Origin of the sequence: Shewanella mesophila (genome assembly GCF_019457515.1) — a bacterium.
Classification (GTDB): domain Bacteria; phylum Pseudomonadota; class Gammaproteobacteria; order Enterobacterales; family Shewanellaceae; genus Shewanella; species Shewanella mesophila.
The window spans coordinates 2812784-2834801 of record NZ_CP080421.1 but is presented as its reverse complement, the minus strand read 5'-3'; the positions used below and the strand labels follow the sequence as shown (position 1 = coordinate 2834801).

The 22018-nt window shown below is 45.3% G+C and carries 22 protein-coding genes; all 22 read left to right on the top strand.

Annotated features, from left to right (window positions below; genetic code table 11):
- Positions 1–114 precede the first annotated feature (114 nt).
- Complete coding sequence (gene fliE, locus K0I73_RS12525; protein ID WP_220061431.1) at positions 115–447, top strand: flagellar hook-basal body complex protein FliE; 333 nt, start codon at positions 115–117, stop codon at positions 445–447.
- 86 nt (positions 448–533) lie between these two features.
- Positions 534–2222 carry a flagellar basal-body MS-ring/collar protein FliF gene (gene fliF / locus K0I73_RS12520; RefSeq protein ID WP_220064371.1) on the top strand — a complete coding sequence of 563 codons (1689 nt, stop codon included), beginning with the start codon at positions 534–536 and terminating at the stop codon, positions 2220–2222.
- Positions 2215–3264, top strand: a complete 1050-nt coding sequence (gene fliG / locus K0I73_RS12515; protein WP_220061430.1) for a flagellar motor switch protein FliG — start codon at positions 2215–2217, stop codon at positions 3262–3264. Before fliF ends, fliG begins: the two co-directional genes overlap by 8 nt.
- Positions 3261–4241 carry a flagellar assembly protein FliH gene (gene fliH, locus K0I73_RS12510; protein WP_434086722.1) on the top strand — a complete coding sequence of 327 codons (981 nt, stop codon included), beginning with the start codon at positions 3261–3263 and terminating at the stop codon, positions 4239–4241. Before fliG ends, fliH begins: the two co-directional genes overlap by 4 nt.
- Positions 4210–5550 (top strand): flagellar protein export ATPase FliI, encoded by a 1341-nt coding sequence (fliI, locus tag K0I73_RS12505; protein WP_220061428.1) that lies wholly within the window; start codon positions 4210–4212, stop codon positions 5548–5550. Before fliH ends, fliI begins: the two co-directional genes overlap by 32 nt.
- 51 nt (positions 5551–5601) lie before the next feature.
- Positions 5602–6045: a flagellar export protein FliJ gene (fliJ, locus tag K0I73_RS12500; RefSeq protein ID WP_220061427.1), complete on the top strand. Its 444-nt coding sequence runs from the start codon at positions 5602–5604 to the stop codon at positions 6043–6045.
- Between the two features lie 186 nt (positions 6046–6231).
- Positions 6232–7881 carry a flagellar hook-length control protein FliK gene (locus K0I73_RS12495; protein ID WP_220061426.1) on the top strand — a complete coding sequence of 550 codons (1650 nt, stop codon included), beginning with the start codon at positions 6232–6234 and terminating at the stop codon, positions 7879–7881.
- A gap of 88 nt (positions 7882–7969) precedes the next feature.
- On the top strand, positions 7970–8491 hold the full coding sequence (fliL, locus tag K0I73_RS12490) for a flagellar basal body-associated protein FliL (protein WP_220061425.1): 522 nt from the start codon (positions 7970–7972) through the stop codon (positions 8489–8491).
- Between the two features lie 39 nt (positions 8492–8530).
- Entirely contained in the window at positions 8531–9559 is a 1029-nt protein-coding gene (gene fliM, locus K0I73_RS12485; protein ID WP_220061424.1) for a flagellar motor switch protein FliM, read from the top strand.
- Positions 9560–9595: 36 nt separating this feature from the next.
- Positions 9596–9979 (top strand): flagellar motor switch protein FliN, encoded by a 384-nt coding sequence (fliN, locus tag K0I73_RS12480; RefSeq protein WP_220061423.1) that lies wholly within the window; start codon positions 9596–9598, stop codon positions 9977–9979.
- An 11-nt stretch (positions 9980–9990) separates the two neighbouring features.
- Positions 9991–10368, top strand: coding sequence for a flagellar biosynthetic protein FliO (fliO, locus tag K0I73_RS12475; RefSeq protein WP_220061422.1), 378 nt, complete (start codon positions 9991–9993; stop codon positions 10366–10368).
- Positions 10365–11114 carry a flagellar type III secretion system pore protein FliP gene (gene fliP, locus K0I73_RS12470; RefSeq protein ID WP_220061421.1) on the top strand — a complete coding sequence of 250 codons (750 nt, stop codon included), beginning with the start codon at positions 10365–10367 and terminating at the stop codon, positions 11112–11114. The genes fliO and fliP overlap by 4 nt, the downstream gene beginning before the upstream one ends.
- Positions 11115–11122: 8 nt before the next feature.
- Entirely contained in the window at positions 11123–11392 is a 270-nt protein-coding gene (locus tag K0I73_RS12465) for a flagellar biosynthetic protein FliQ (protein ID WP_220061420.1), read from the top strand.
- 57 nt (positions 11393–11449) lie between these two features.
- Positions 11450–12247: a flagellar biosynthetic protein FliR gene (gene fliR / locus K0I73_RS12460; RefSeq protein WP_220061419.1), complete on the top strand. Its 798-nt coding sequence runs from the start codon at positions 11450–11452 to the stop codon at positions 12245–12247.
- A complete protein-coding gene (flhB, locus tag K0I73_RS12455; RefSeq protein ID WP_220061418.1) occupies positions 12247–13380 on the top strand; it encodes a flagellar biosynthesis protein FlhB in 1134 nt (377 codons plus the stop codon). Before fliR ends, flhB begins: the two co-directional genes overlap by 1 nt.
- Positions 13381–13527: 147 nt before the next feature.
- Positions 13528–15627 (top strand): flagellar biosynthesis protein FlhA, encoded by a 2100-nt coding sequence (flhA, locus tag K0I73_RS12450; protein WP_220061417.1) that lies wholly within the window; start codon positions 13528–13530, stop codon positions 15625–15627.
- 11 nt (positions 15628–15638) lie between these two features.
- Positions 15639–17030, top strand: coding sequence for a flagellar biosynthesis GTPase FlhF (flhF, locus tag K0I73_RS12445; protein ID WP_220061416.1), 1392 nt, complete (start codon positions 15639–15641; stop codon positions 17028–17030).
- A 4-nt stretch (positions 17031–17034) separates the two neighbouring features.
- Positions 17035–17916 carry a MinD/ParA family protein gene (locus tag K0I73_RS12440; protein WP_286670335.1) on the top strand — a complete coding sequence of 294 codons (882 nt, stop codon included), beginning with the start codon at positions 17035–17037 and terminating at the stop codon, positions 17914–17916.
- Positions 17909–18628, top strand: a complete 720-nt coding sequence (locus K0I73_RS12435; protein ID WP_220061415.1) for an RNA polymerase sigma factor FliA — start codon at positions 17909–17911, stop codon at positions 18626–18628. The genes K0I73_RS12440 and K0I73_RS12435 overlap by 8 nt, the downstream gene beginning before the upstream one ends.
- A 42-nt stretch (positions 18629–18670) precedes the next feature.
- On the top strand, positions 18671–19054 hold the full coding sequence (cheY, locus tag K0I73_RS12430) for a chemotaxis response regulator CheY (RefSeq protein WP_081730747.1): 384 nt from the start codon (positions 18671–18673) through the stop codon (positions 19052–19054).
- 13 nt (positions 19055–19067) lie between these two features.
- Positions 19068–19805: a protein phosphatase CheZ gene (locus K0I73_RS12425; protein WP_220061414.1), complete on the top strand. Its 738-nt coding sequence runs from the start codon at positions 19068–19070 to the stop codon at positions 19803–19805.
- Positions 19806–19820: 15 nt separating this feature from the next.
- Positions 19821–21977 carry a chemotaxis protein CheA gene (locus K0I73_RS12420; RefSeq protein ID WP_220061413.1) on the top strand — a complete coding sequence of 719 codons (2157 nt, stop codon included), beginning with the start codon at positions 19821–19823 and terminating at the stop codon, positions 21975–21977.
- The last annotated feature ends 41 nt before the right edge of the window (positions 21978–22018 follow it).

Sequence of the window (22018 nt, the reverse complement as noted above, 5' to 3'; positions counted from 1 at the left end):
TTTTCGTTTCCTTTCTAATACAAAATTTTGTCACAAATTCAGTTTGGCAAAAATATTGCATAGACCTAAGTAACATTGATTTTTCGTCAAATTAACGGCGAGTGCGAGGTTAATATGCAGATAAGTGCCAATTCACTATTACAAGAGATGCAATCGCTTTCAGGCGAAATTAAGCCTGGGGCAATTACTTCTGGCATTAGTCAACAAGTAGCCAATACCAGTGGCAGCGATTTTGGAGATCTGCTTTCTCAAGCCGTTGGCAGTGTTAACTCTCTTCAAGCCAACTCGTCTTCATTACAAAGCCGCCTCGATATGGGGGACACCCGAGTGACCCTGTCTGATACCGTGATCGCTCGAGAGAAATCCAGTGTCGCGTTTGAAGCAACCGTGCAGGTACGAAACAAACTGGTAGAAGCTTATAAAGAGATCATGAGCATGCCTGTTTAATAGGCTTGGTTCTTAGTAATGTCTCTCTTTAATGATCAATATAATATGACGACTCAAAACAGCAGGTATCTATAGTGAGCACAGATATGGTAGTGGGAACAAACTCGACAGGTGATATGTTAGCCGGTGGAGTCCAAGAAGAGCATAAGCCAAGTGGCGGTGCTTTTGGCGGCGTCGACATGCTACGCCAGGTCACTATGATCTTAGCGTTAGCCATCTGCTTGGCATTGGCCGTGTTTGTTATGTTATGGGCCCAAGAACCAGAATACCGTCCTCTCGGGAAGATGAGTACCGACGAGATGGTGCAGGTACTGGATGTTTTAGATAAAAATAAAGTTAAATATCAAATTGATGTTGATGTATTAAAGGTGCCAGAAGATCAATATCAACAAGTCAAAATGATGCTAAGCAGAGCTGGTGTGGACAATACCGCCGCTCAAAGTGATTACCTTTCTCAAGACAGCGGTTTTGGCGTGAGTCAGAGGATGGAGCAAGCTCGCCTTAAACATAGCCAAGAGCAAAACTTAGCCAGAACCATTGAAGAGCTCAACAGTGTTAGTCGCGCTAAAGTTATCTTAGCCATTCCTAAAGAAAATGTATTTGCGAGAAATCGCTCTAAGCCAAGTGCAACCGTCGTGGTTAATACTCGTCGTAGCGGACTCGGGCAAGAAGAGGTGGATTCGATTGTTGATATCGTAGCTTCTGCGGTTCATGGTTTGGAACCGACTCGGGTTACGGTTACCGATTCTAATGGACGTTTGCTCAATTCAGGCAGCCAAGACGCAGTATCGGCAAGAGCACGACGTGAGCTCGAACTTGTTCAGCAGAAAGAAACAGAATATCGCAACAAGATAGATTCTATATTAATGCCAATTCTTGGGCCTGAGAATTTCACCGCTCAAGTCGATGTAAATATGGACTTTACTGCCGTTGAACAAACCGCTAAGCGTTACAACCCCGATCTCCCCGCTGTGCGCAGTGAGATGACGGTAGAGAATAATTCTACAGGGTCATCAACAGGCGGAATTCCAGGAGCCTTAAGTAACCAACCGCCAATGGAAGCGAATATTCCTCAAAATGCGACGGATGCGCAAGAGTCGACAACTAATCCAGGCTCGAGCCACAAAGAGGCGACGCGCAACTACGAACTCGATACGACGATTAGCCATACACGCCAGCAAATTGGTGTGGTAAGACGCGTTAGTGTCTCTGTCGCAGTCGACTTTAAGACAGGCGCTGCGGGGGATGACGGTCAAGTTTCTCGGGTTGCCAGAACCGAGCAAGAGCTGACAAATATCAGACGTTTACTTGAGGGCGCGGTTGGTTTTAATACTCAGAGAGGTGACATGATTGAGGTGGTTACCGTGCCATTTATGGATCAACTGGTAGAGGAAGCCCCTGCCATTGAAATGTGGGAGGAACCTTGGTTCTGGCGCGCAATCAAATTAGTCATGGGTGGCATTATTATATTGGCGTTAATCATCTTTGTTGTACGCCCAATGCTCAAGCGACTCATTTATCCTGATGCCAACAATATGCCTGATGAACCCTCTTTAGGCGGTGAACTAGCAGAAATTGAAGATCAGTATGCAGCAGATACTCTGGGCATGTTAAATCGTCCCGATGCGGAGTACAGTTATGCTGACGATGGCTCTATTTTGATCCCCGATCTACATAAAGATGATGATATGATTAAGGCTATACGCGCATTGGTTGCCAATGAGCCTGAATTGTCAACACAGGTAGTTAAAGGGTGGTTACAAGACAATGAGTGATGATAAGAAGGTAGCCGCCGCTGGCGCTTCAAGTGAATTTAATGTCGATGACTTAACGGGCATCGAGAAGACCGCTATTTTGCTCCTTAGTCTGAGTGAAGCCGATGCGGCCTCAATATTAAAGCATCTCGAGCCTAAGCAAGTTCAAAAGGTCGGTATGTCAATGGCTGCGATGAAGGACTTTGGTCAAAGTAAAGTCATTGGTGTGCACAAGCTGTTCCTCGAAGAGGTACAAAAGTATTCTTCGATTGGTTTCAATAGTGAAGAGTTTGTCAGAAAGGCCCTGACAGCAGCACTTGGCGAAGATAAAGCCGGCAATCTTATCGAGCAGATCATTATGGGCGGCGGGGCTAAAGGTCTCGAGTCGCTTAAATGGATGGACGCAAGGCAAGTGGCGACCATTATTCAAAATGAGCATCCGCAGATCCAAACGATCGTATTGTCATATTTAGAACCCGATCAAGCTGCAGAGATCTTTGCTCAAGCGCCAGAAAACACCCGCTTAGATTTGATGATGCGTATCGCAAATCTTGAAGAGGTGCAGCCAGCTGCATTGCAAGAGCTAAATGATATCATGGAGAAACAGTTCGCAGGCCAAGGTGGTGCACAAGCTGCCAAAATGGGCGGCTTAAAAGCCGCTGCGAGCATCATGAACTATCTCGATACCGGTGTTGAGAGTCAGCTAATGGAGACCATGCGCGAATCTGATGAAGAGATGGCGCAGCAGATCCAAGACTTGATGTTTGTGTTTGAAAATCTGGTAGATGTCGATGATATGGGAATTCAAACCTTACTGCGTGAAGTCCAACAAGATGTATTAATGAAGGCACTTAAAGGCGCAGATGAACAACTCAAAGAGAAGATCCTGCGCAATATGTCTAAGCGTGCAGCAGAGCTGCTTAAAGATGATTTAGAAGCCATGGGGCCAATTCGCATCAGTGAAGTGGAAGTGGCTCAGAAAGAGATTTTATCGATTGCTAGACGCTTAAGTGATGCGGGTGAAATTATCCTCGGCGGTAGCGGTGGAGATGAGTTCTTATAATGGGTAAACCAGCGGACGACCATACACCGAGCGACTCGCAAAATGCTGACTTTAGCCATTGGCAGCTTCCCGATGTAACTGTGGTTGATGAATCGCCAAAGCAGAATATGTTTGGTCGTACTGTGCCCCAAAGAGAAGTCACCGAAGTTGAACAACAGATCTTGCCACCTACGTTAGCTGAGATCGAGGCTATTAGAGCCGAAGCCGAGGCCGAGGGATTTGAGCAAGGTCAGCAGCAAGGCTATCAAGAGGGGCTAGAAAAAGGGCGACTTACGGGGTTAGAGCAAGGGCACGAAGAGGGCTATGCTCAAGGAAAAGAGCAAGGTTATCAACAAGGATTACTTGATGCTCAGCAAAGTGTGAAGCAGTTTGAATTACTAATGCAACAATTGGTTGCCCCACTTGCACTTGTCGACACCGAAATAGAACAATCACTACTAAACCTAAGTATGACCTTAGCTAAAGCGGTTATTGGTCACGAGCTTAAAACTCATCCTGAACATATTTTGGCGGCGCTTCGTCAGGGCATCGATGCCCTGCCATTGAAAGAGCAGGGTGTGCATGTACGACTGCATCCTGATGATTTGCTGATTGTTGAACACTTGTATGATGCCCAGCAATTACAAAAAAATCGTTGGGAGTTGGAATCAGACCCTTCGATTAATCCTGGCGAATGTATCATCAACAATACTCGTAGTAGGGTTGATATGGGGTTAGAAACTCGAATCAAAGCGGTTTTTGAAAACTTAGTTCAAAGCGACAATCACCTCGAACAGCAAAAAATACAGCAGCAACAGGAGTTGGCGCAGCAGTCAAGCAAGGCTAAGCAAACAGAAGCGCTGGCATCCGAGTCCGATCCTGCTAATACCGATCCTATAGAGAACCCATCCCTTGCTGGCGATGAGCCTAGCGAAGATATGTCATCCGATGCCGAAGGTCCGCAAGATGCAGAGCCGACAACACCAACTGCTGAGTAAGCTTAAGCAGCATACCCAGAAAGTTCATCCCTTTATACCTGATGCCAGTGGGCAGCTGGTGCGTGTGGTTGGCCTAACGCTTGAAGCGACTGGATGTCGAGCTCCTGTAGGCAGTTTATGTAGCATTGCCACCATGGCTGGTGATTTGATTGCCGAAGTCGTTGGGTTTGATGATGAGCTGCTCTATCTTATGCCGATTGAAGAGCTAAGAGGTGTCATGCCTGGCGCTCGTGTTACGCCATTAGGGGAGCAAACAGGGCTGAATGTCGGTTTAGGTTTGCTTGGTAGAGTGCTTGATGGTAACGGCGTACCACTAGATGGACTTGGACAACTTCATACCGATCAGAAGGCGCCGCGCCATGCCGCGATGATAAACCCGCTTGCAAGGCGAGCGATCACGGAACCATTGGATGTTGGGGTTCGCGCTATTAATGCCATGCTGACCGTTGGTAAAGGTCAGCGTATGGGCTTGTTTGCGGGCTCTGGTGTCGGTAAAAGTGTGCTGCTGGGAATGATGACTCGTGGCACCACAGCCGATGTTATCGTGGTCGGACTGGTGGGTGAGCGTGGCCGAGAAGTGAAAGAGTTTATCGAAGAAATTTTAGGTGAAGAGGGGCGTGCTCGTTCTGTTGTTGTTGCCGCGCCTGCTGATACGTCACCGTTAATGCGTCTTCGAGCCTGTGAGACATCCACTCGTATCGCTGAATATTTTCGCGATTTGGGTTACAACGTCCTGCTGCTGATGGATAGTTTGACACGCTATGCTCAGGCGCAGCGTGAAATTGCATTGGCGGTGGGAGAACCTCCTGCTACCAAAGGTTATCCGCCTTCGGTGTTTGCCAAGCTACCCAAGTTAGTTGAACGAGCTGGTAACGGTGGGGCTGGCCAAGGCTCAATTACTGCCTTTTATACGGTATTAACCGAAGGTGATGATCTACAAGATCCGATAGCCGATGCCGCTCGAGCCATTTTAGATGGTCATATCGTGCTGTCTCGGACGTTGGCCGACTCAGGTCATTATCCAGCTATAGATGTCGAGGCATCTATTAGTCGTGTGGCACCTATGGTGATATCTGAAGCACACCTAGAAGCGACTCGGCGCGTCAAGCAGATGTATTCTCTTTATCAGCAGAATCGCGATCTCATCTCAATCGGTGCTTATACCCAAGGCAGCGATCCGCGAATCGATAACGCAATCAGGTTACAACCGGCAATGAATGCATTTTTACGTCAAACGATGAAAGATGCCATTAGTTTTGACTCTAGCGCGCAGATGCTCGGTCAATTGAGTGCTCAGTGTCAGGTATAATCAACTTCATAGTATCATTTTCGTTTTTTCAAAGAGAGTGTAGAGGATTGAATGGCAAAGCATGACCCATTAGATACAGTGCTTAAGTTAGCCTTAGAGGCTGAAGAGCAGGCGGCTCTGCAGCTCAAGTCCGCACAGCTCATCCACAAGAAATGCCAAGATCAACTTACCGCATTGCAGCAATATCGCCTTGATTACATGAAACAGATGGAGCAGCAACAGGGTCATGTGATTAGCGCCAGTAATTATCATCAATTTCATCAGTTCATCCGTCAAATCGATGAGGCAATTACTAAGCAACTGTTTGCCGTCGCTGAGTCTGATAAGCAACGTTTGAAAGGACAGCAGTATTGGCAAGGCAAACAACAAAAGCGTAAAGCAGTGGAATTGCTACTGGAAAAAAAAGCAGTAAAACGTCAATTAGTCGAATTAAAACAGGAGCAGAAGCTAACAGACGAGTTTGCTTCACAGCAGTTCTTTAGAAAGCGAAGATGATCGTTTCAGTCTAGCCTTGAGGTGCAGCTTGTCGCACTGTTGCGATCTTCTTTGAGTATCATGTTAACAACATAGTTGGCACTTTATTTGCTTTTATTTCTGAATCTAGACTATTGCAATAGCGAATTATTGACGCTGAGAGCATGATTATATCGATTGATTATCATGTTGAGTGTTGGAGGATTTATGCCACAAATGAATACTGTACTGTTACCTACAGTCGAGGCTAGTACCGAAAAGCAAATGGTGCAGTCAAATAAGTCGGATTCTAACTCCTCTGAAAATAAAGACTTTTCTTTAGCCTTGGCTGAGGCATCTTCTCCCAAACGATCAGTTAGTACGAACGAGAAAGCTGGCAGTGATCTCGATAAGCTTGATGTCATTTCTAATGAACCAGTAGATGACGCTCAGGAAGAGAGTGATGATGTTTCCAATGTTTTGGCGCAAATAAATCTTGCAGCACAGTTTGCCGAAGATGAGTCTGTTGCCGCCGACGGCGGACAATTGCCGCTGGCCAATGCTGAGCTAATCGAGCCAGAATTTGAAGTTGATCAAGAGGATTTAGGGCAGGCCGCTTCACAACAGTATGCGAGTGACAAAGTTGGCTTAATCAAGATCACGCTGCCCGATGAGACCGATGGCATATCGCTATCTGATGACGTTCCACTTGAAGACGTTCCACTTGATGATGAGACCAACAGATTCCCGAATAAAAATTTAATTGATCAGCTAACACCAACTCAACTTGATAGCCTTGTCAAGCAGACAGGGTTAGACAAGGACCAACTGATTGAGCTTCCACCGCAAATGCTACAAGCATTGTTGGTCGAAGTAGATAAGTTTGCGCTGCAAGGATTCGATCAAAAATCTATGCCTACAGAGCTGAAATCTCTTATCGAGCAAGCAAATAAGCTGATTAGTGAGCTTGATGCGAAGGCTCCTGGAGTTGAAAAAGGCAGAGAGCAAATTGATCTCAATTTAGCCATCAACGCTTCGGTTACTGATAAGCCTTTGGCTGCAGAGAAAGTGACAAGTGATCCGGTATTGCCAATAAGTAAGGCTCGAGATCCCGCATCTGTGCTTGGAACATCGACTGAAGGTAAAGCTATTCTTGGCGATGTTAACAGTGATTTGGCTGTGAAATCAGCGTTATCGCCAGAGCAGAGTCTTGCTCAAACTGGGAAAACTGCTCAAGCCGCGCAAGCAAACACAGTGACTAATGGCGTTGATCTTAATAGTGCTAAGCTTTCGGTTACTATGGCCGCTGACGCAGATGGTATCGATGCGATAGGAACCCAATTGAGTGACCCTAAGCCTACAAATCAAGGGATGAATGTTGCGACCAATATTAGAACTGAAACGCCAGCGCAATACCAAGTTTCCATAAAGCCTAATGGCGAGCCTGCCCAACATATACAAGAGATGATTCAGAAGTTTTCCCCTGTTATGCAACAGCAGCTGTTGACCATGGTAAAACAAGGCGTGCAACATGCCGAAATTCGTCTTGATCCACCTGAGCTTGGCCATATGATGGTGCGAATTCAGGTGCAGGGCGATCAAACTCAGGTTCAATTTCAAGTCATGCAGCATCAAACCAAAGATCTTGTTGAACAGGCGATCCCCCGTTTGCGAGAGTTGTTAGCAGAGCAAGGTATGCAGCTCAGTGATAGTCATGTTTCACAAGAGGGAAGTAATCATCAGCAGGGAGAGTCTGAAGGCAATCATGGTCATGGGCACAGTTTGGGCTCTGATATGGATGAAATATCAGCAGAAGAAAGCGTATTCGCCTCTAATAGCACAACAAGTTATCGTTCAGGTATAGATTATTATGCATAAGCAGGTAACCTATAGAGTTAGCTGTATACTAAGTATGGTAATAAGTACTAAAAATCATAATGATATTGAGTTGTGATAGGGAATTGAGATGGCTGAAGAAGAATCGTTAGAACTTGAAGAAAACGTGGCACCCAAAAGCAAGAAGAAATTGATCATATTTGGCGCTATCGGTCTTGTGGTGATTCTGGTCGTAGTGGGAGCATTATGGTTCTTTCTTGGGTCAAGTGAACCACAAACCGAAGACATGAATGGTGAGTCTCAGACTGAGCAAACGGAACCTGTTAACAGCAGAGAAGCCTTCTATGTTGGTATGCCAAGGCCATTTTTGTTTAATCTTCCTGGTCAAAGTCGTTCACGCATCGTTGAAATTAAAGTGCAATTAATGGTTCGTGGCTCAGATGATGACGTATTGATAAAGAAACATATCCCGCTGATTGAAGATGCATTATTAACTACTTTTAGTAGTGCAGATGTGCAAAAAATGAGTTCGTTAGCTGGCAAAGATGAATTACGGCAATTAGCACTGCTGAATGTGCAAAACACCTTACAGCCAGTTACTGGACGTAAGGTTGTTGAAAAGGTGCTATTTACTGGGTTTGTAATGCAATGATGCTAAGATCAGTAACCTTTAACCAAATAGGGCGATATTGTGAGTGATCTATTAAGCCAAGACGAAATTGATGCGTTGTTGCATGGTGTCGATGACGTTGAAGAGGATGATATTGGTGACGCAGGGCTAGATGCGCGCTCTTATGACTTCTCTTCGCAAGATCGTATCGTCCGCGGACGGATGCCGACACTCGAGATTGTGAATGAGCGATTTGCGCGGCATTTGCGAATTAGCATGTTTAACATGATGCGCCGCAGCGCCGAAGTGTCGATTAACGGCGTGCAGATGCTTAAATTTGGTGAGTACGTACACACGCTATTTGTACCAACAAGTTTGAATATGGTGCGCTTTAGTCCGTTAAAAGGGACTGCGCTGATCACCATGGAAGCGCGCTTGGTATTTATTTTAGTGGATAACTTTTTTGGTGGCGATGGTCGCTTTCATGCCAAGATCGAAGGGCGTGAATTTACTCCGACAGAGCGTCGTATAGTACAGTTGCTACTAAAGATCATTTTTGAAGATTATAAAGAAGCTTGGGCGCCAGTAATGGACGTTGAGTTTGATTATTTAGACTCAGAAGTTAACCCAGCAATGGCCAATATTGTTAGTCCTACGGAAGTGGTCGTCGTTAGCTCATTTCATATTGAAGTCGATGGTGGTGGTGGTGATTTTCATATCACCATGCCCTATTCGATGATTGAGCCAATCCGTGAACTGCTCGACGCTGGTGTGCAGAGTGATACTCAAGATACCGATATGCGTTGGTCGCAGGCGTTGAAAGATGAGATCATGGATGTGGAAGTCGGGATGGATGCCACTATTGTTGAGAAGAAAATATCTTTAAAAGATGTGCTGGGCTTTAAAGCGGGCGATATAATCCCTATCGAAATGCCTGAATATATTGTGTTGCGTGTTGAAGATTTACCAACATACCGCTGTAAGTTAGGTCGCTCACGAGAGAATCTAGCGTTGAATATCAGAGAGAAAATTCCACGACCTGAAACGGTGAAGTCGGAACTACAGCTGGTCAGGAAAAAAAGCAAGGCGAAAGAGATTAGCAATATTTAGTTCGCTATTAATTGATAAGTTTTAAAGGTAAAAATAATGAGCACAGAAGATACTGGTGATGATTGGGCTGCTGCAATGGCTGAGCAAGCGATCGAAGAAGCTCAGGCGGTAGAATTAGATGAACTTGCTGATAGTTCAAAACCTTTGACCGAAGAGGAAGCCGCTAAGTTAGATACGATTATGGATATTCCTGTCACTATTTCGATGGAAGTCGGGCGCAGTTTTATCAATATTCGTAACTTGTTGCAATTGAATCAAGGCTCTGTGGTCGAGCTTGATCGCGTTGCCGGTGAACCATTAGATGTGATGGTAAACGGTACTCTAATAGCCCATGGCGAAGTGGTTGTGGTAAACGATAAGTTTGGTATTCGCCTAACGGATGTAATTAGCCAAACTGAGCGAATTAAAAAGCTCAAGTAGAGGTAAGGCTCATGGGAATGTCATCCTTGATGGCAACTGCGCTAAGCAGTAGCGCTACACAGGCGACAGTAGAGCGTGAACCCGCCCTAACAACTATGTCTAATATGTTGGGTGGTTTGATTATCGTACTTGGGCTGATCTTTTTACTTGCCTATCTAGTTAAGCGGTTAAAGCTGGTGCCTACTAGCCACGGGGTGCTAAAAACCTTAGCGGTAACACCACTCGGCCAGCGAGAGAAGATGGTCTTAGTCGAGGTCGATGGTCAACAGTATCTGCTCGGTGTTACCAGTCAACAAGTCACACTTATCGATAAACTCGATAATCCTATTAAAGTAGAACAAGACTCCTTTGCGAGCCGTCTACGTCAAGCAAAGTCATCACAATCATGAAGTGGATTATAATCTTAGCGAGTTTATTTATTGCATTTTTAACTCCGGAGTTTGCCTGGGCACAAGATGGCATCTTACCGGCTGTGACCGTGACAACAGGGCCAGATGGCTCGACTCAGTACTCTGTGACCATGCAGATCTTATTGCTGATGACGGCACTGAGCTTCTTGCCTGCGATGGTCATTATGTTGACATCATTTACCCGAATCATTGTGGTGTTATCAATCTTGCGCCAAGCCATTGGCTTGCAGCAGACGCCGTCTAATCAAGTGCTGATCGGCATGAGTCTATTTATGACTTTCTTCATCATGGCACCGGTATTTGACAAAATTTATGATAATGCAGTTAAGCCCTATATCGACGAGACATTGACCATAGATCAGGCCTTCGATACCGGAAAAGGGCCTCTGCGAGAGTTTATGTTGGCTCAAACGCGGATCACCGATCTACAAACCTTTGTCGAGATCTCTGGCTATAAGAATATTCAATCGCCAGAAGAGGCGCCCATGAGTGTGTTGATCCCTGCATTTATAACGAGTGAATTAAAAACAGCCTTCCAAATTGGTTTTATGTTATTCGTCCCATTTTTAGTACTCGATCTCGTCGTGGCGAGTATTCTGATGGCCATGGGTATGATGATGTTGTCACCTATGATTGTGTCATTGCCCTTTAAAATCATGCTGTTTGTACTGGTTGATGGTTGGAGTTTAGTCATGGGCACCTTAGCAAACAGTTTTGGGATTTAGGAGCGGCAATGTCACCCGAAGCCCTCATTGATATTTTTCGTGAAGCCCTATCGGTTATCGTGACCATAGTGTCGATGATCATTGTGCCGGGTTTGGTTATCGGTCTCGTTGTTGCGGTTTTTCAGGCGGCGACATCGATTAACGAACAGACATTGAGCTTCCTGCCGCGCCTGCTTACTACATTATTTGCATTGATGTTCTTAGGCCACTTATTGGTCCAAACCATGATGGAGTTTTTCTTCGAAATGGTGAACATGATCCCTATGGTCATAGGCTAGTCATGATGCTTGGGGTAGCAATGTCACTCTGCTTACCTCAGCTGATAGGGGGCTGATATGGAAATCTTGATGTCCACCATAATGCAGACATTGTCAGCATATATGTGGCCCCTTTACCGCGTCTCGAGCATGCTCATGGTGATGGCGGTGTTTGGCGCCAATACTACGCCTGTAAGGGTTCGACTGTTACTTGCCGTTGCCATCACATTTGCGATAGCCCCAGTTTTACCCGTCAATACCGATGTTGACTTGTTCTCATTGTCGGCGGTTTTTGTTACTGCGCAACAGATCTTGATCGGTGTGACAATGGGTTTTGTGACCCTGCTTATCATGCAAACATTTGTGCTGACAGGGCAGATTATTGGTATGCAGACTAGTTTAGGTTTTGCCTCTATGGTCGATCCTAGCTCGGGCCAACAAACGCCGGTTATTGGTAACTTTTTTCTGTTATTGACGACGATGATCTTTCTTGCTGTCGATGGTCACCTTGTATTGATCCGTATGCTAGTCGCAAGCTTCGATACCATTCCCGTATCGACTCAGGGCATCTCTATCGCGAGTTATCGTATGCTGGCTGAATGGGGCGCGTATATGTTTGGCGCGGCATTGACTATGTCTATCTCGGCTATCGTTGCCTTGCTGCTAATTAACCTCTCCTTCGGTGTTATGACGAGAGCTTCACCACAGTTGAATATTTTTGCTATCGGTTTCCCGGTAACCATGGTCAGCGGTTTGATCATCTTATGGTTAACATTGACACCAATCATGGCGCATTTTGATGAGGTTTGGCATTCGGCACAATTATTGCTCTGTAATATTCTTGAGTTGCAGTGCAGTACGGATGGGAGTTTCTGATGGCTGAGAATGATTCTAGTCAAGAAAAAACCGAAGAGGCCACCCCCAGGAGGCGTGAACAAGCGCGAGAGAAAGGTCAGGTTGCTCGTTCCAAAGAGCTAGGCACTTCTGCGGTATTGATGTCGGCGGCAGTCGGCTTTGCCATGCTTGGTCCCGATCTTGGGGCTGCGCTAGTCAGGCTGATGGAAAAGCTATTCACTATGGATAGGGCTGCCATTTTTGATACTAACAGCATGTTTAATGTATGGCAGGTCGTGGGCAGTGAGCTTGCTATTCCGATGGCCAGTTTTATCGGCTTCTTAGCGCTTGTTGCATTTTTAGGCAATGTAGTTATTGGTGGGATCACTTTCTCTGTTAAGGCTTTTATGCCTAAGGGAAGTAAGATGAACCCTATGAGTGGCTTTAAACGTATGTTTGGTGTTCAAGCCTTAGTCGAGTTGACTAAAGGGATCGCTAAGTTTTCAGTGGTTGCTATCATGGCATACCTTCTTCTACGTTACTATTTTTTCGATATTTTAACTCTGTCTCAAGGTCATCTTCCGAGCAATGTTTATAATGCGCTAGACCTATTAGTTTGGATGTTTATTATTCTTTGTTCATCCACAGTTATCATTGTCGTTATCGATGTTCCCTTTCAAATTTGGAACCATAACAAACAATTACGTATGACCAAACAAGAAATTAAAGACGAATATAAAGATACTGAGGGCCAACCTGAGGTTAAAGGTCGGGTGCGTCAAATGCAGCGGGAAATGGCTCAGCGCCGTATGATGACTGAGGTGCCTAATGCTGATGTCATCGTGGTTAACCCCGAGCATTATGCCGTTGCTGTTAAGTATGACTCTACAAAGGCCGCAGCACCTTATGTGTTAGCCAAAGGCGTTGATGAGGTGGCGTTTAAGATCAGAGAAATCGCCAGAGAGCATGATGTCGCCATTGTATCGGCGCCGCCGCTAGCAAGAGCGATATATCATACGACTAAGATAGAGCAAGAGATCCCTGAAGGTCTGTTTACTGCGGTCGCTCAGGTACTCGCTTATGTGTTCCAATTAAGACAATATCAGCAAAAGGGGGGCAAACGCCCGACCCCGATCCCGCAAAATCAGCCTATTCCCGATGAATTGAAATATTAATTTGGCTTCTCAAGCCATGCACATTGCGTCATTTCAATCATTTATTTCTTTTATGCCTATGTGATTAGATATAGATCAATTATCAACTTAAATTGGCTCAGTTTTTGCTTTTAGAGATCTAGATGTCAAAGTTTAGGCGCGAAATTGATGGATTTTAAAGCAACTCTTGGTCAGATTAAGCAGGTTAAACCTGCTGATTTTAAAGGTGTCGGCACACCAGTATTAGTATTGGCAGCACTTGCCATGATCATTTTGCCCATGCCTGCATTCTTGCTCGATATTCTGTTTTCATTCAATATTGCGCTAGCGCTTGTGGTGTTATTGGTTGCTATCTACTCCGATCGTCCCCTCGATTTTGCTGCGTTTCCTACCGTACTCTTAGTCGCTACCCTACTGCGTTTGGCGCTTAACGTCGCCTCTACGCGAATTGTACTGCTCGAAGGCCACAACGGTGGGGATGCTGCAGGTAAAGTGATCGAGGCGTTTGGCTCTGTGGTTATCGGGGGCAACTATGCTGTTGGTCTAGTGGTATTCCTGATCTTGATCATCATTAACTTTGCCGTAGTGACTAAGGGTGCTGGGCGTATCTCGGAAGTGAGTGCGCGTTTTACCTTGGATGCTATGCCTGGTAAGCAAATGGCAATTGATGCCGATTTAAATGCAGGTGTACTTAATCAAGATCAAGCCCGTATTCGCCGTGCAGAGGTGACCAAAGAAGCCGATTTCTATGGCGCAATGGACGGTGCTTCTAAGTTTGTTAAGGGTGATGCGATCGCCGGTATTATGATCTTGGTCATCAATATATTGGGCGGCTTTGTTATCGGTATGGCCCAACATGGGTTGGATTTTTCAACCGCAGTAGAGATTTATACCCTATTGACGATTGGTGATGGTCTTGTCGCGCAGATCCCTGGCTTATTGTTATCAATAGCGGCAGCCTTGATGGTCACACGCCAGAATGAATCTGGCGATATGGGGCAAATGGTGATGAGCCAAATGTTCGATAGTCCAAAGTCTCTATCTATTGCCGCCGGCGTTTTGCTTATTATGGGCATAGTACCCGGCATGCCTCATTTTGCATTTCTCACCTTCGGTTTAGCGACCGCTGGCGGCGCATATTTTATTCATAACAAGCAAAATAAGGACCGTCAAAAAGCGCTAGAGCTCGCCAAAACGTCGACCGCACCAGCGGGGGACGCTAAACCTAAAGAGCTTAGTTGGGATGATGTACAGCATGTCGATACCATAGGTTTAGAGGTCGGTTATCGACTTATTCCTCTGGTAGATAAAGGGCAGGGTGGAGAGTTGTTAGGTCGAATTAAGGGCGTACGTAAAAAGCTGTCGCAGGAGCTGGGTTTCTTAGTGCCTGCTGTGCATATTCGTGACAACTTAGACCTATCGCCAAACACCTATCGCATTTCCTTAATGGGCGTTGCATCGGGTGAAGCGGAGATCCGTCATGATTGTGAATTGGCGATTAACCCTGGTCAAGTCTACGGTAAGCTCGATGGTGTTGAGACAACCGATCCTGCGTTTGGGTTAGAGGCGGTGTGGATTGCGCCAGAGTTAAGGGAGCACGCGCAAACCTTAGGCTACACGGTAGTCGATGCTGCCACGGTAGTTGCAACACATTTGAGCCAATTACTGACCAATAATGCATCTAAACTACTTGGTTATGAAGAGGTTCAACAGCTTATGGATATGCTGGCTAAGCATTCACCTAAGCTAGTGACAGGCTTTATTCCTGATGTGATGTCGCTTGGTACTGTGGTGAAAGTGATGCAGAACCTGCTTAATGAAGGGGTATCGATACGCGACCTTAAGACAATCGTACAAACCTTGTTAGAGTACGGTCCTAAGAGTAACGACACCGAAGTATTGACCGCCGCTGTGCGTATTGCCTTGAAACGTATGATCGTACAAGAAATAAGCGGCCCAGAGCTTGAAATACCTGTCATTACTTTGGCGCCAGAATTGGAACAGATGTTGCATCAGTCAATGCAGGCTACGGGGGGTGAAGGGCCAAATATTGAACCTAGCCTCGCAGAACGGATGCAAAAATCGCTACTCGATGCATCCCAGCGCCAGGAGATGGTTGGTCAGCCAGCGATATTACTGACCTCTGGTATGTTACGTTCGACACTGTCACGATTTGTTAAACATACCATTCCAAATTTACGGGTGATCTCTTACCAAGAGGTGCCTGATGAAAAACAAATCCGCATCGTGTCTGCGGTAGGCCAGTAGAGGGTATTTAGGTGAAAATTAAACGTTTTTTAGCAAAAGATATGCGCTCGGCTCTGGCCCAAGTCAAAGAAGTGTTAGGTTCAGATGCCGTTATTATGTCAAATAAAAAAGTCACCGGTGGCATCGAAATTGTAGCTGCAGTCGATTACGACGAACCCAAGCCCGCGGCAACTAAGCCTGCTTCAGCTAATGCTGCCTCGACCTTTTTAGATCTCGCCGAAGAGAAAGTGTCTATCGGTCGTCAACCGGTAAAAACCGAGTCAAAAAAACAACCTGCTCCAGTAGCCGATTCCCTGCAAGCCTTGCTTGAGCGTCAACAAAGCCGCGTTAATCAGCAGATAAATCGCAGTAATGAAGAATTAGACATGCCAGCATGGGCGAAGGGATTACAAGCCCCTCATGATGAACCTAAGATGCCTCGTTTAGATGAAGCCAAAACGAGCTTTAATCATAAGAAAGAGAAGACGGCGCCAGTTAGTGCAGAATTAGACTTAATGCGTGAGGAGTTGGCATCTTTGCGAAATTTGTTAACCCATCAGGTGACTTCACTTATCACTGAGCAGAAGAGTCGTCTTGACCCTGTGGGGGCTATGTTAGAGAGTCGTTTGCTTGATGCGGAGTTTTCACCGGAAGTCGCGAGTAAGCTTTCAAATCTGAGTGAACATTATTCCCCTGCCGAACTCATCAAAACATTGCCAAGAAGTCTAGCAAACATGTTAGATAATCAAGGGGATGATATTGTGCGTCAGGGAGGTGTCGTAGCATTCGTCGGTCCAACTGGGGTTGGAAAGACGACCAGTGTCGCAAAATTAGCCGCAAGATTTGCCGCACATCATGGTTCAGATCAAGTTGCATTGATAACAACCGATCATTATCGCATTGGAGCCTTTGAGCAATTGGCAACCTATGGCAAAATAATGGGGTGTCCGGTAAAGCAGGCTCATGATTTAAATGAATTGGAACAAATACTTTATCAGTTTCGTAATCGCAAGCTAGTATTGATAGATACGGCAGGAATGGGGCAGCGAGATGTGCGATTGTTTCAGCAACTAGATAATTTAACTGCAAATAGCAGATTACCTATACGCAGTTATCTGGTACTGTCATCAACAAGTCAAAGAAGAGTGCTTGAAGATTCGGTAAAACAGTTCGCTAGAATCCCGTTATCGGGAGCGATATTAACCAAGCTGGATGAGTCTGTCGCATTAGCACCTGCATTAAGTGTATTGATCCAAAGTGGGTTACCATTAAGTTATGTTACTGATGGGCAAAGAGTTCCAGAAGATATGCAGGTTGCAGATACACTAGCATTGGCAAATCAAGCGCTTTCAGTACTAGATAAGAAAGAGCAACCAATAAGAAACATTGAAAGGTCTCATGAGCAGGCCTATGCATTTGAGTAAAACAATGAGTCGGGATCAAGCAAGCGGTTTACGTATGATGAATCAACCATATAACGAAAAAGTAAAAGTAATCGCCGTGACCGGTGGTAAAGGTGGCGTAGGTAAAACTAGCGTATCCATTAACACCGCGGTTTCGTTGGCAGAGAAAGGCAAGCGTGTGCTTGTGCTTGATGCTGACCTTGGATTGGCGAACGTTGACGTGATGTTGGGCCTTAGGGCCGAACGTAATCTGTCCCATGTGCTTTCCGGTGATGCAGATCTCGATGATATTATCGTGAGAGGCCCTAAAGGTATAGGTATCATTCCTGCTACTTCTGGTACTCAGGCTATGGTCGAGTTAACCGCGGCGCAACACGCTGGTCTTATTCGTGCTTTTAGCGAGATGAGGACACAATTTGATATCTTAGTGGTTGATACTGCGGCCGGGATTTCAGATATGGTGCTTAGCTTTTCGCGTGCCGCACAGGATGTGTTAATTGTTGTGTGCGATGAGCCCACGTCGATCACAGATGCCTATGCGCTAATTAAGATTTTAAGTCGTGAACATGGTGTATTTAGATTTAAAATTGTTGCTAATATGGTTAGAAGTTTACGCGAAGGAATGGAGTTATTTGCTAAACTTAGCAAAGTAACGGATCGCTTCCTCGATGTTGCTTTAGAGTTGGTAGCAACGATTCCATTTGATGAAAATCTTCGTAAATCCGTTCGTAAACAAAAATTGATTGTAGAAGCATTTCCTAAATCGCCTGCATCAATTGCATATCACGGATTAGCTAATAAAATCATTAGTTGGCCCGTACCACAACAGCCTGGTGGGCACTTGGAGTTCTTTGTTGAACGTCTAGTGCAACGTCCTGAATATCAAGAGGATCGTGCGAGTGAGTAAAGCCGCTGCGTATACTTGTTTAGATAATAAGACGTCTATCGTTGAACAGTATGCACCGTTGGTTAAAAGGATTGCTCACCATTTATTAGCTCGTTTGCCAGCTTCCGTTCAATTAGATGATCTAATTCAAGCCGGTATGATGGGATTGTTAGAGGCGTCAACCAAATTTGATGGCAGTAAGGGGGCGAAGTTTGAAACCTTTGCTGGCATTAGAATTAGAGGCTCAATGCTTGATGAAATACGGCGCGGAGACTGGGTTCCCCGCTCTGTTCATCGCAATCAAAGACGAGTCGCTCAGGTGATTGATGAGCTAGAACAAGAGCTAGGACGAGATGCAAAAGATAATGAAATTGCAGATCGACTTGATATGTCGCTCGATGAGTACCATCATATTCTTAATGATGTATCAGTTGGAAAAGTAGTTGGAATTGAAGATCTTGGTGTATCGGTCGATGTCGTTAGCCAAGATGATGGACATCAGGATGATGCTTTTGAGGCGTTAGCTGAAGATCAATTTCATGCCGCCTTAGTTGAAGCCATCAAATTATTACCAGAAAGAGATGGTTTAGTTTTGTCGTTATATTATGACGAAGCGTTAAATTTAAAAGAGATTGGTGCCGTTCTTGATGTTAGTGAGTCTCGTGTTAGCCAGATACTTAGTCAGGCAATGCTTAGACTGAAAGCTAAACTTAAGCACTGGACCAAAATATAACGATTACATGAGCAATATAAAAGCAGCTCCGCGGAGGAAACCTTGGACAAGAATATGAAGATTCTCGTCGTTGACGATTTTTCAACAATGAGGCGTATCATCAAGAACTTGTTAAGAGACTTGGGTTTTAACAACACTCAGGAAGCAGATGATGGTTCGACGGCATTGCCTATGCTACAAAAAGGTGATTTTGACTTTGTCGTTACCGATTGGAATATGCCCGGTATGCAAGGGATTGATTTGTTGAAGGCGATTCGTGCCGACGATGAGCTTAAGCATATTCCGGTATTGATGGTAACTGCGGAAGCAAAAAGGGAACAGATCATTGCAGCGGCTCAGGCCGGTGTTAATGGTTACGTGGTGAAGCCTTTTACTGCTGCGACATTGAAAGAGAAGTTAGACAAAATTTTCGAACGACTCGGTTAATCAAGGTTTAGCTATGCAGGCAGATACTTCAGGGCTGATCAGTTTGGCGCAGGCTAAGCAACTCGTTGAGTTGCTCGAAGCCAATGAACAAGCGCAAGCTGATGAGATAATTAGAGAGATTGCCAGTCCAATTCAAAAAGAGCTGTTTGACGAAGTGGGACGTTTAACGCGTCAACTTCACAGCGCTATTGTGGACTTTCAGGTAGATGGTCGTTTGGTTGAGCTCGCAAATAGTGAGATTCCAGATGCAAAAGAACGTCTAAATTATGTTATCGACATGACTGAGCAAGCCGCCAATAAGACCATGGACGCTGTTGAAGAGTCTCTGCCTCTTGCCGATGCCTTAACGTCGAATGTAAAAGCCGTTAAGCCGTCTTGGGAGCGATTAATGAAGCGAGATATAGAGCTCCATGAATTCAAAACCCTTTGTCATGATGTGCAGCAATTTATTGAGCGTAGTGAATCTGATTCAAATCGCTTAAGAGAATTGTTAAATAACATATTATTAGCACAGGATTTCCAAGATCTTACAGGGCAGATGATTCGTCGAGTGATTGAATTGGTGCGCGAAGTTGAGAGTAATTTAGTCTCTATGTTAACGGTATTTGGTGAGCAACCCGCATCAGAGAAGCCGATTAATGAAAACAAAAGCGTAGAAGCAGAAGGTCCTATTATGAACGCAGAATTGCGTGATGATGTCGTGACGGGACAAGATGAAGTCGATGACTTATTGTCGAGTCTGGGTTTCTAAGTAGGAGTCATATTAATGTCCTTTGATGTTGATGAAGAGATACTGCAGGACTTTTTGATTGAGGCGGGTGAAATACTCGAACTCTTATCTGAACAACTTGTTATGCTGGAAAATAATCCAGATGATACAGAATTGCTCAATGCTATTTTTCGTGGATTTCATACGGTTAAGGGAGGGGCTGGATTTTTAAGTCTTAGCCCTATGGTTGATGTATGTCATGAGGCAGAGAATACCTTTGACCTTTTGCGTACTGGTAAGCGAAGCGTTAATGCCGAGCTGATGGACATCATTCTTCAAGCCGTTGATTCTATCAATTCAATGTTTGCAGAAACGCAAGCAGGTCAGCAGCAAAGCCCCGCTGATGAGGATTTACTCGCCAACTTAAAGTTATTAAGTTCTGGTGCTCCTCTACCGTCAGAAGGTGGTGCATCTGTTGAGTTACCTGTGCCTGAAGCGCCTGAGCCTGCTGTTGTTGAAGTTGAGACGCCTGCCGTCACTTCAATTAGTGCAGAAGGTGATATTGATGATATAGATGAATCAGAGTTTGAAGCTTTGCTCGATGCCTTACACGGAACGGGTAAAAGCCCGTCTATTGCGGATAAGGATAGTGGCAATGTTGCAGCGAGTAACGGTGATGACATTACAGATGATGAATTTGAATCGCTACTCGATGAGCTTCATGGTTCTGGCTCGTTTAAAGCGGCAACGACCCCAGTAGCCCCTGTTGCGAAGATACCTGAACCTACTGCACCTCCCGTTGATGCCGATGAAATTAGCGACGATGAGTTTGAAAAGTTACTAGATGAACTGCATGGTTCTGGCGCGGGTCCTGGTGTTAAAGACTCTATTGCTCCATCGGCTTCTGCAACATCAGTAACACCAACAAGCCCTAAAGCTGAGCCGAAAGCCCAAGTCCCTGCGCCGGTAGCTAAAGCCCAAGCTGTGGTCAAGGAAAAAGCCGCTGTTAAGCCTCCTGCTGCCAATATGCCCCAAGCTGAAACGACGGTCAGGGTTGACACTGCTAGATTAGATCAGATCATGAATATGGTCGGAGAGTTAGTATTGGTTCGGAATCGTTTGCTTAGCCTTGGCATTTCTCGCGATGACGAAGATATGTCAAAAGCGCTGGCGAACCTTGATTTAGTGACCGCAGACTTGCAAGGCGCGGTGATGAAAACGCGCATGCAACCGATCAAAAAAGTATTTGGACGTTTTCCTCGGGTTGTTCGTGATTTAGCTCGAACTCTAAATAAAGAGATCGATTTGAGGATGATCGGTGAAGATACCGATCTCGATAAAAACTTAGTTGAAGCATTGGCCGATCCATTAGTTCACTTGGTGCGTAATTCGGTAGATCATGGTATTGAGATGCCAGATGAGCGAGAAGCTAATGGTAAATCTCGCACAGGTACGATTACATTATCAGCCAGCCAAGAGGGTGACCATATCCTGCTAAAAATTGAGGATGATGGTGCGGGTATGGATCCCGATAAACTTAAGCAGATAGCGATAAGCCGTGGCGTTCTCGATGAAGATGCTGCCGCGCGTATGTCAGATAGTGAAGCTTATAACTTGATCTTCGCTCCTGGTTTTTCAACTAAAGTCGAAATCTCTGATATATCGGGACGTGGTGTTGGGATGGACGTGGTGAAAACCCGTATCACACAACTCAATGGTACCGTGCATATCGATTCCCTTAAAGGTAAGGGAACCATTCTCGAAATTAAAGTACCGTTAACCTTGGCGATTATGCCTACTTTGATGGTTGAAGTGGCCAAGCAAGTATTTGCTTTGCCATTGTCGAGTGTGAGCGAGATCTTCCATCTTGACTTAACTAAAACCAACATCGTTGATGGTCAACTCACCGTCATAGTGCGAGATAAAGCGGTGCCTCTGTTCTATCTCGAGTATTGGTTAAGCCGCAAAGTAGTCAGTTTTAAGCATGGTGATAAAAAACATGGACATGTGGTTATTGTCCAACTTGGAACGATGCAGATAGGCTTTGTGGTTGACGCATTAATTGGGCAAGAAGAAGTTGTGATAAAGCCACTTGGCACGCTACTTCACGGAACGCCAGGTATGGCGGGTGCAACCATTACTTCTGATGGCGGTATCGCGTTAATATTAGATGTCCCTGGTTTGTTAAAGCACTACGCTAAGAATAAGAGATAGTCGCTTTCAAGATATAGTTGCATGACAGCTGAGCGTGTGTG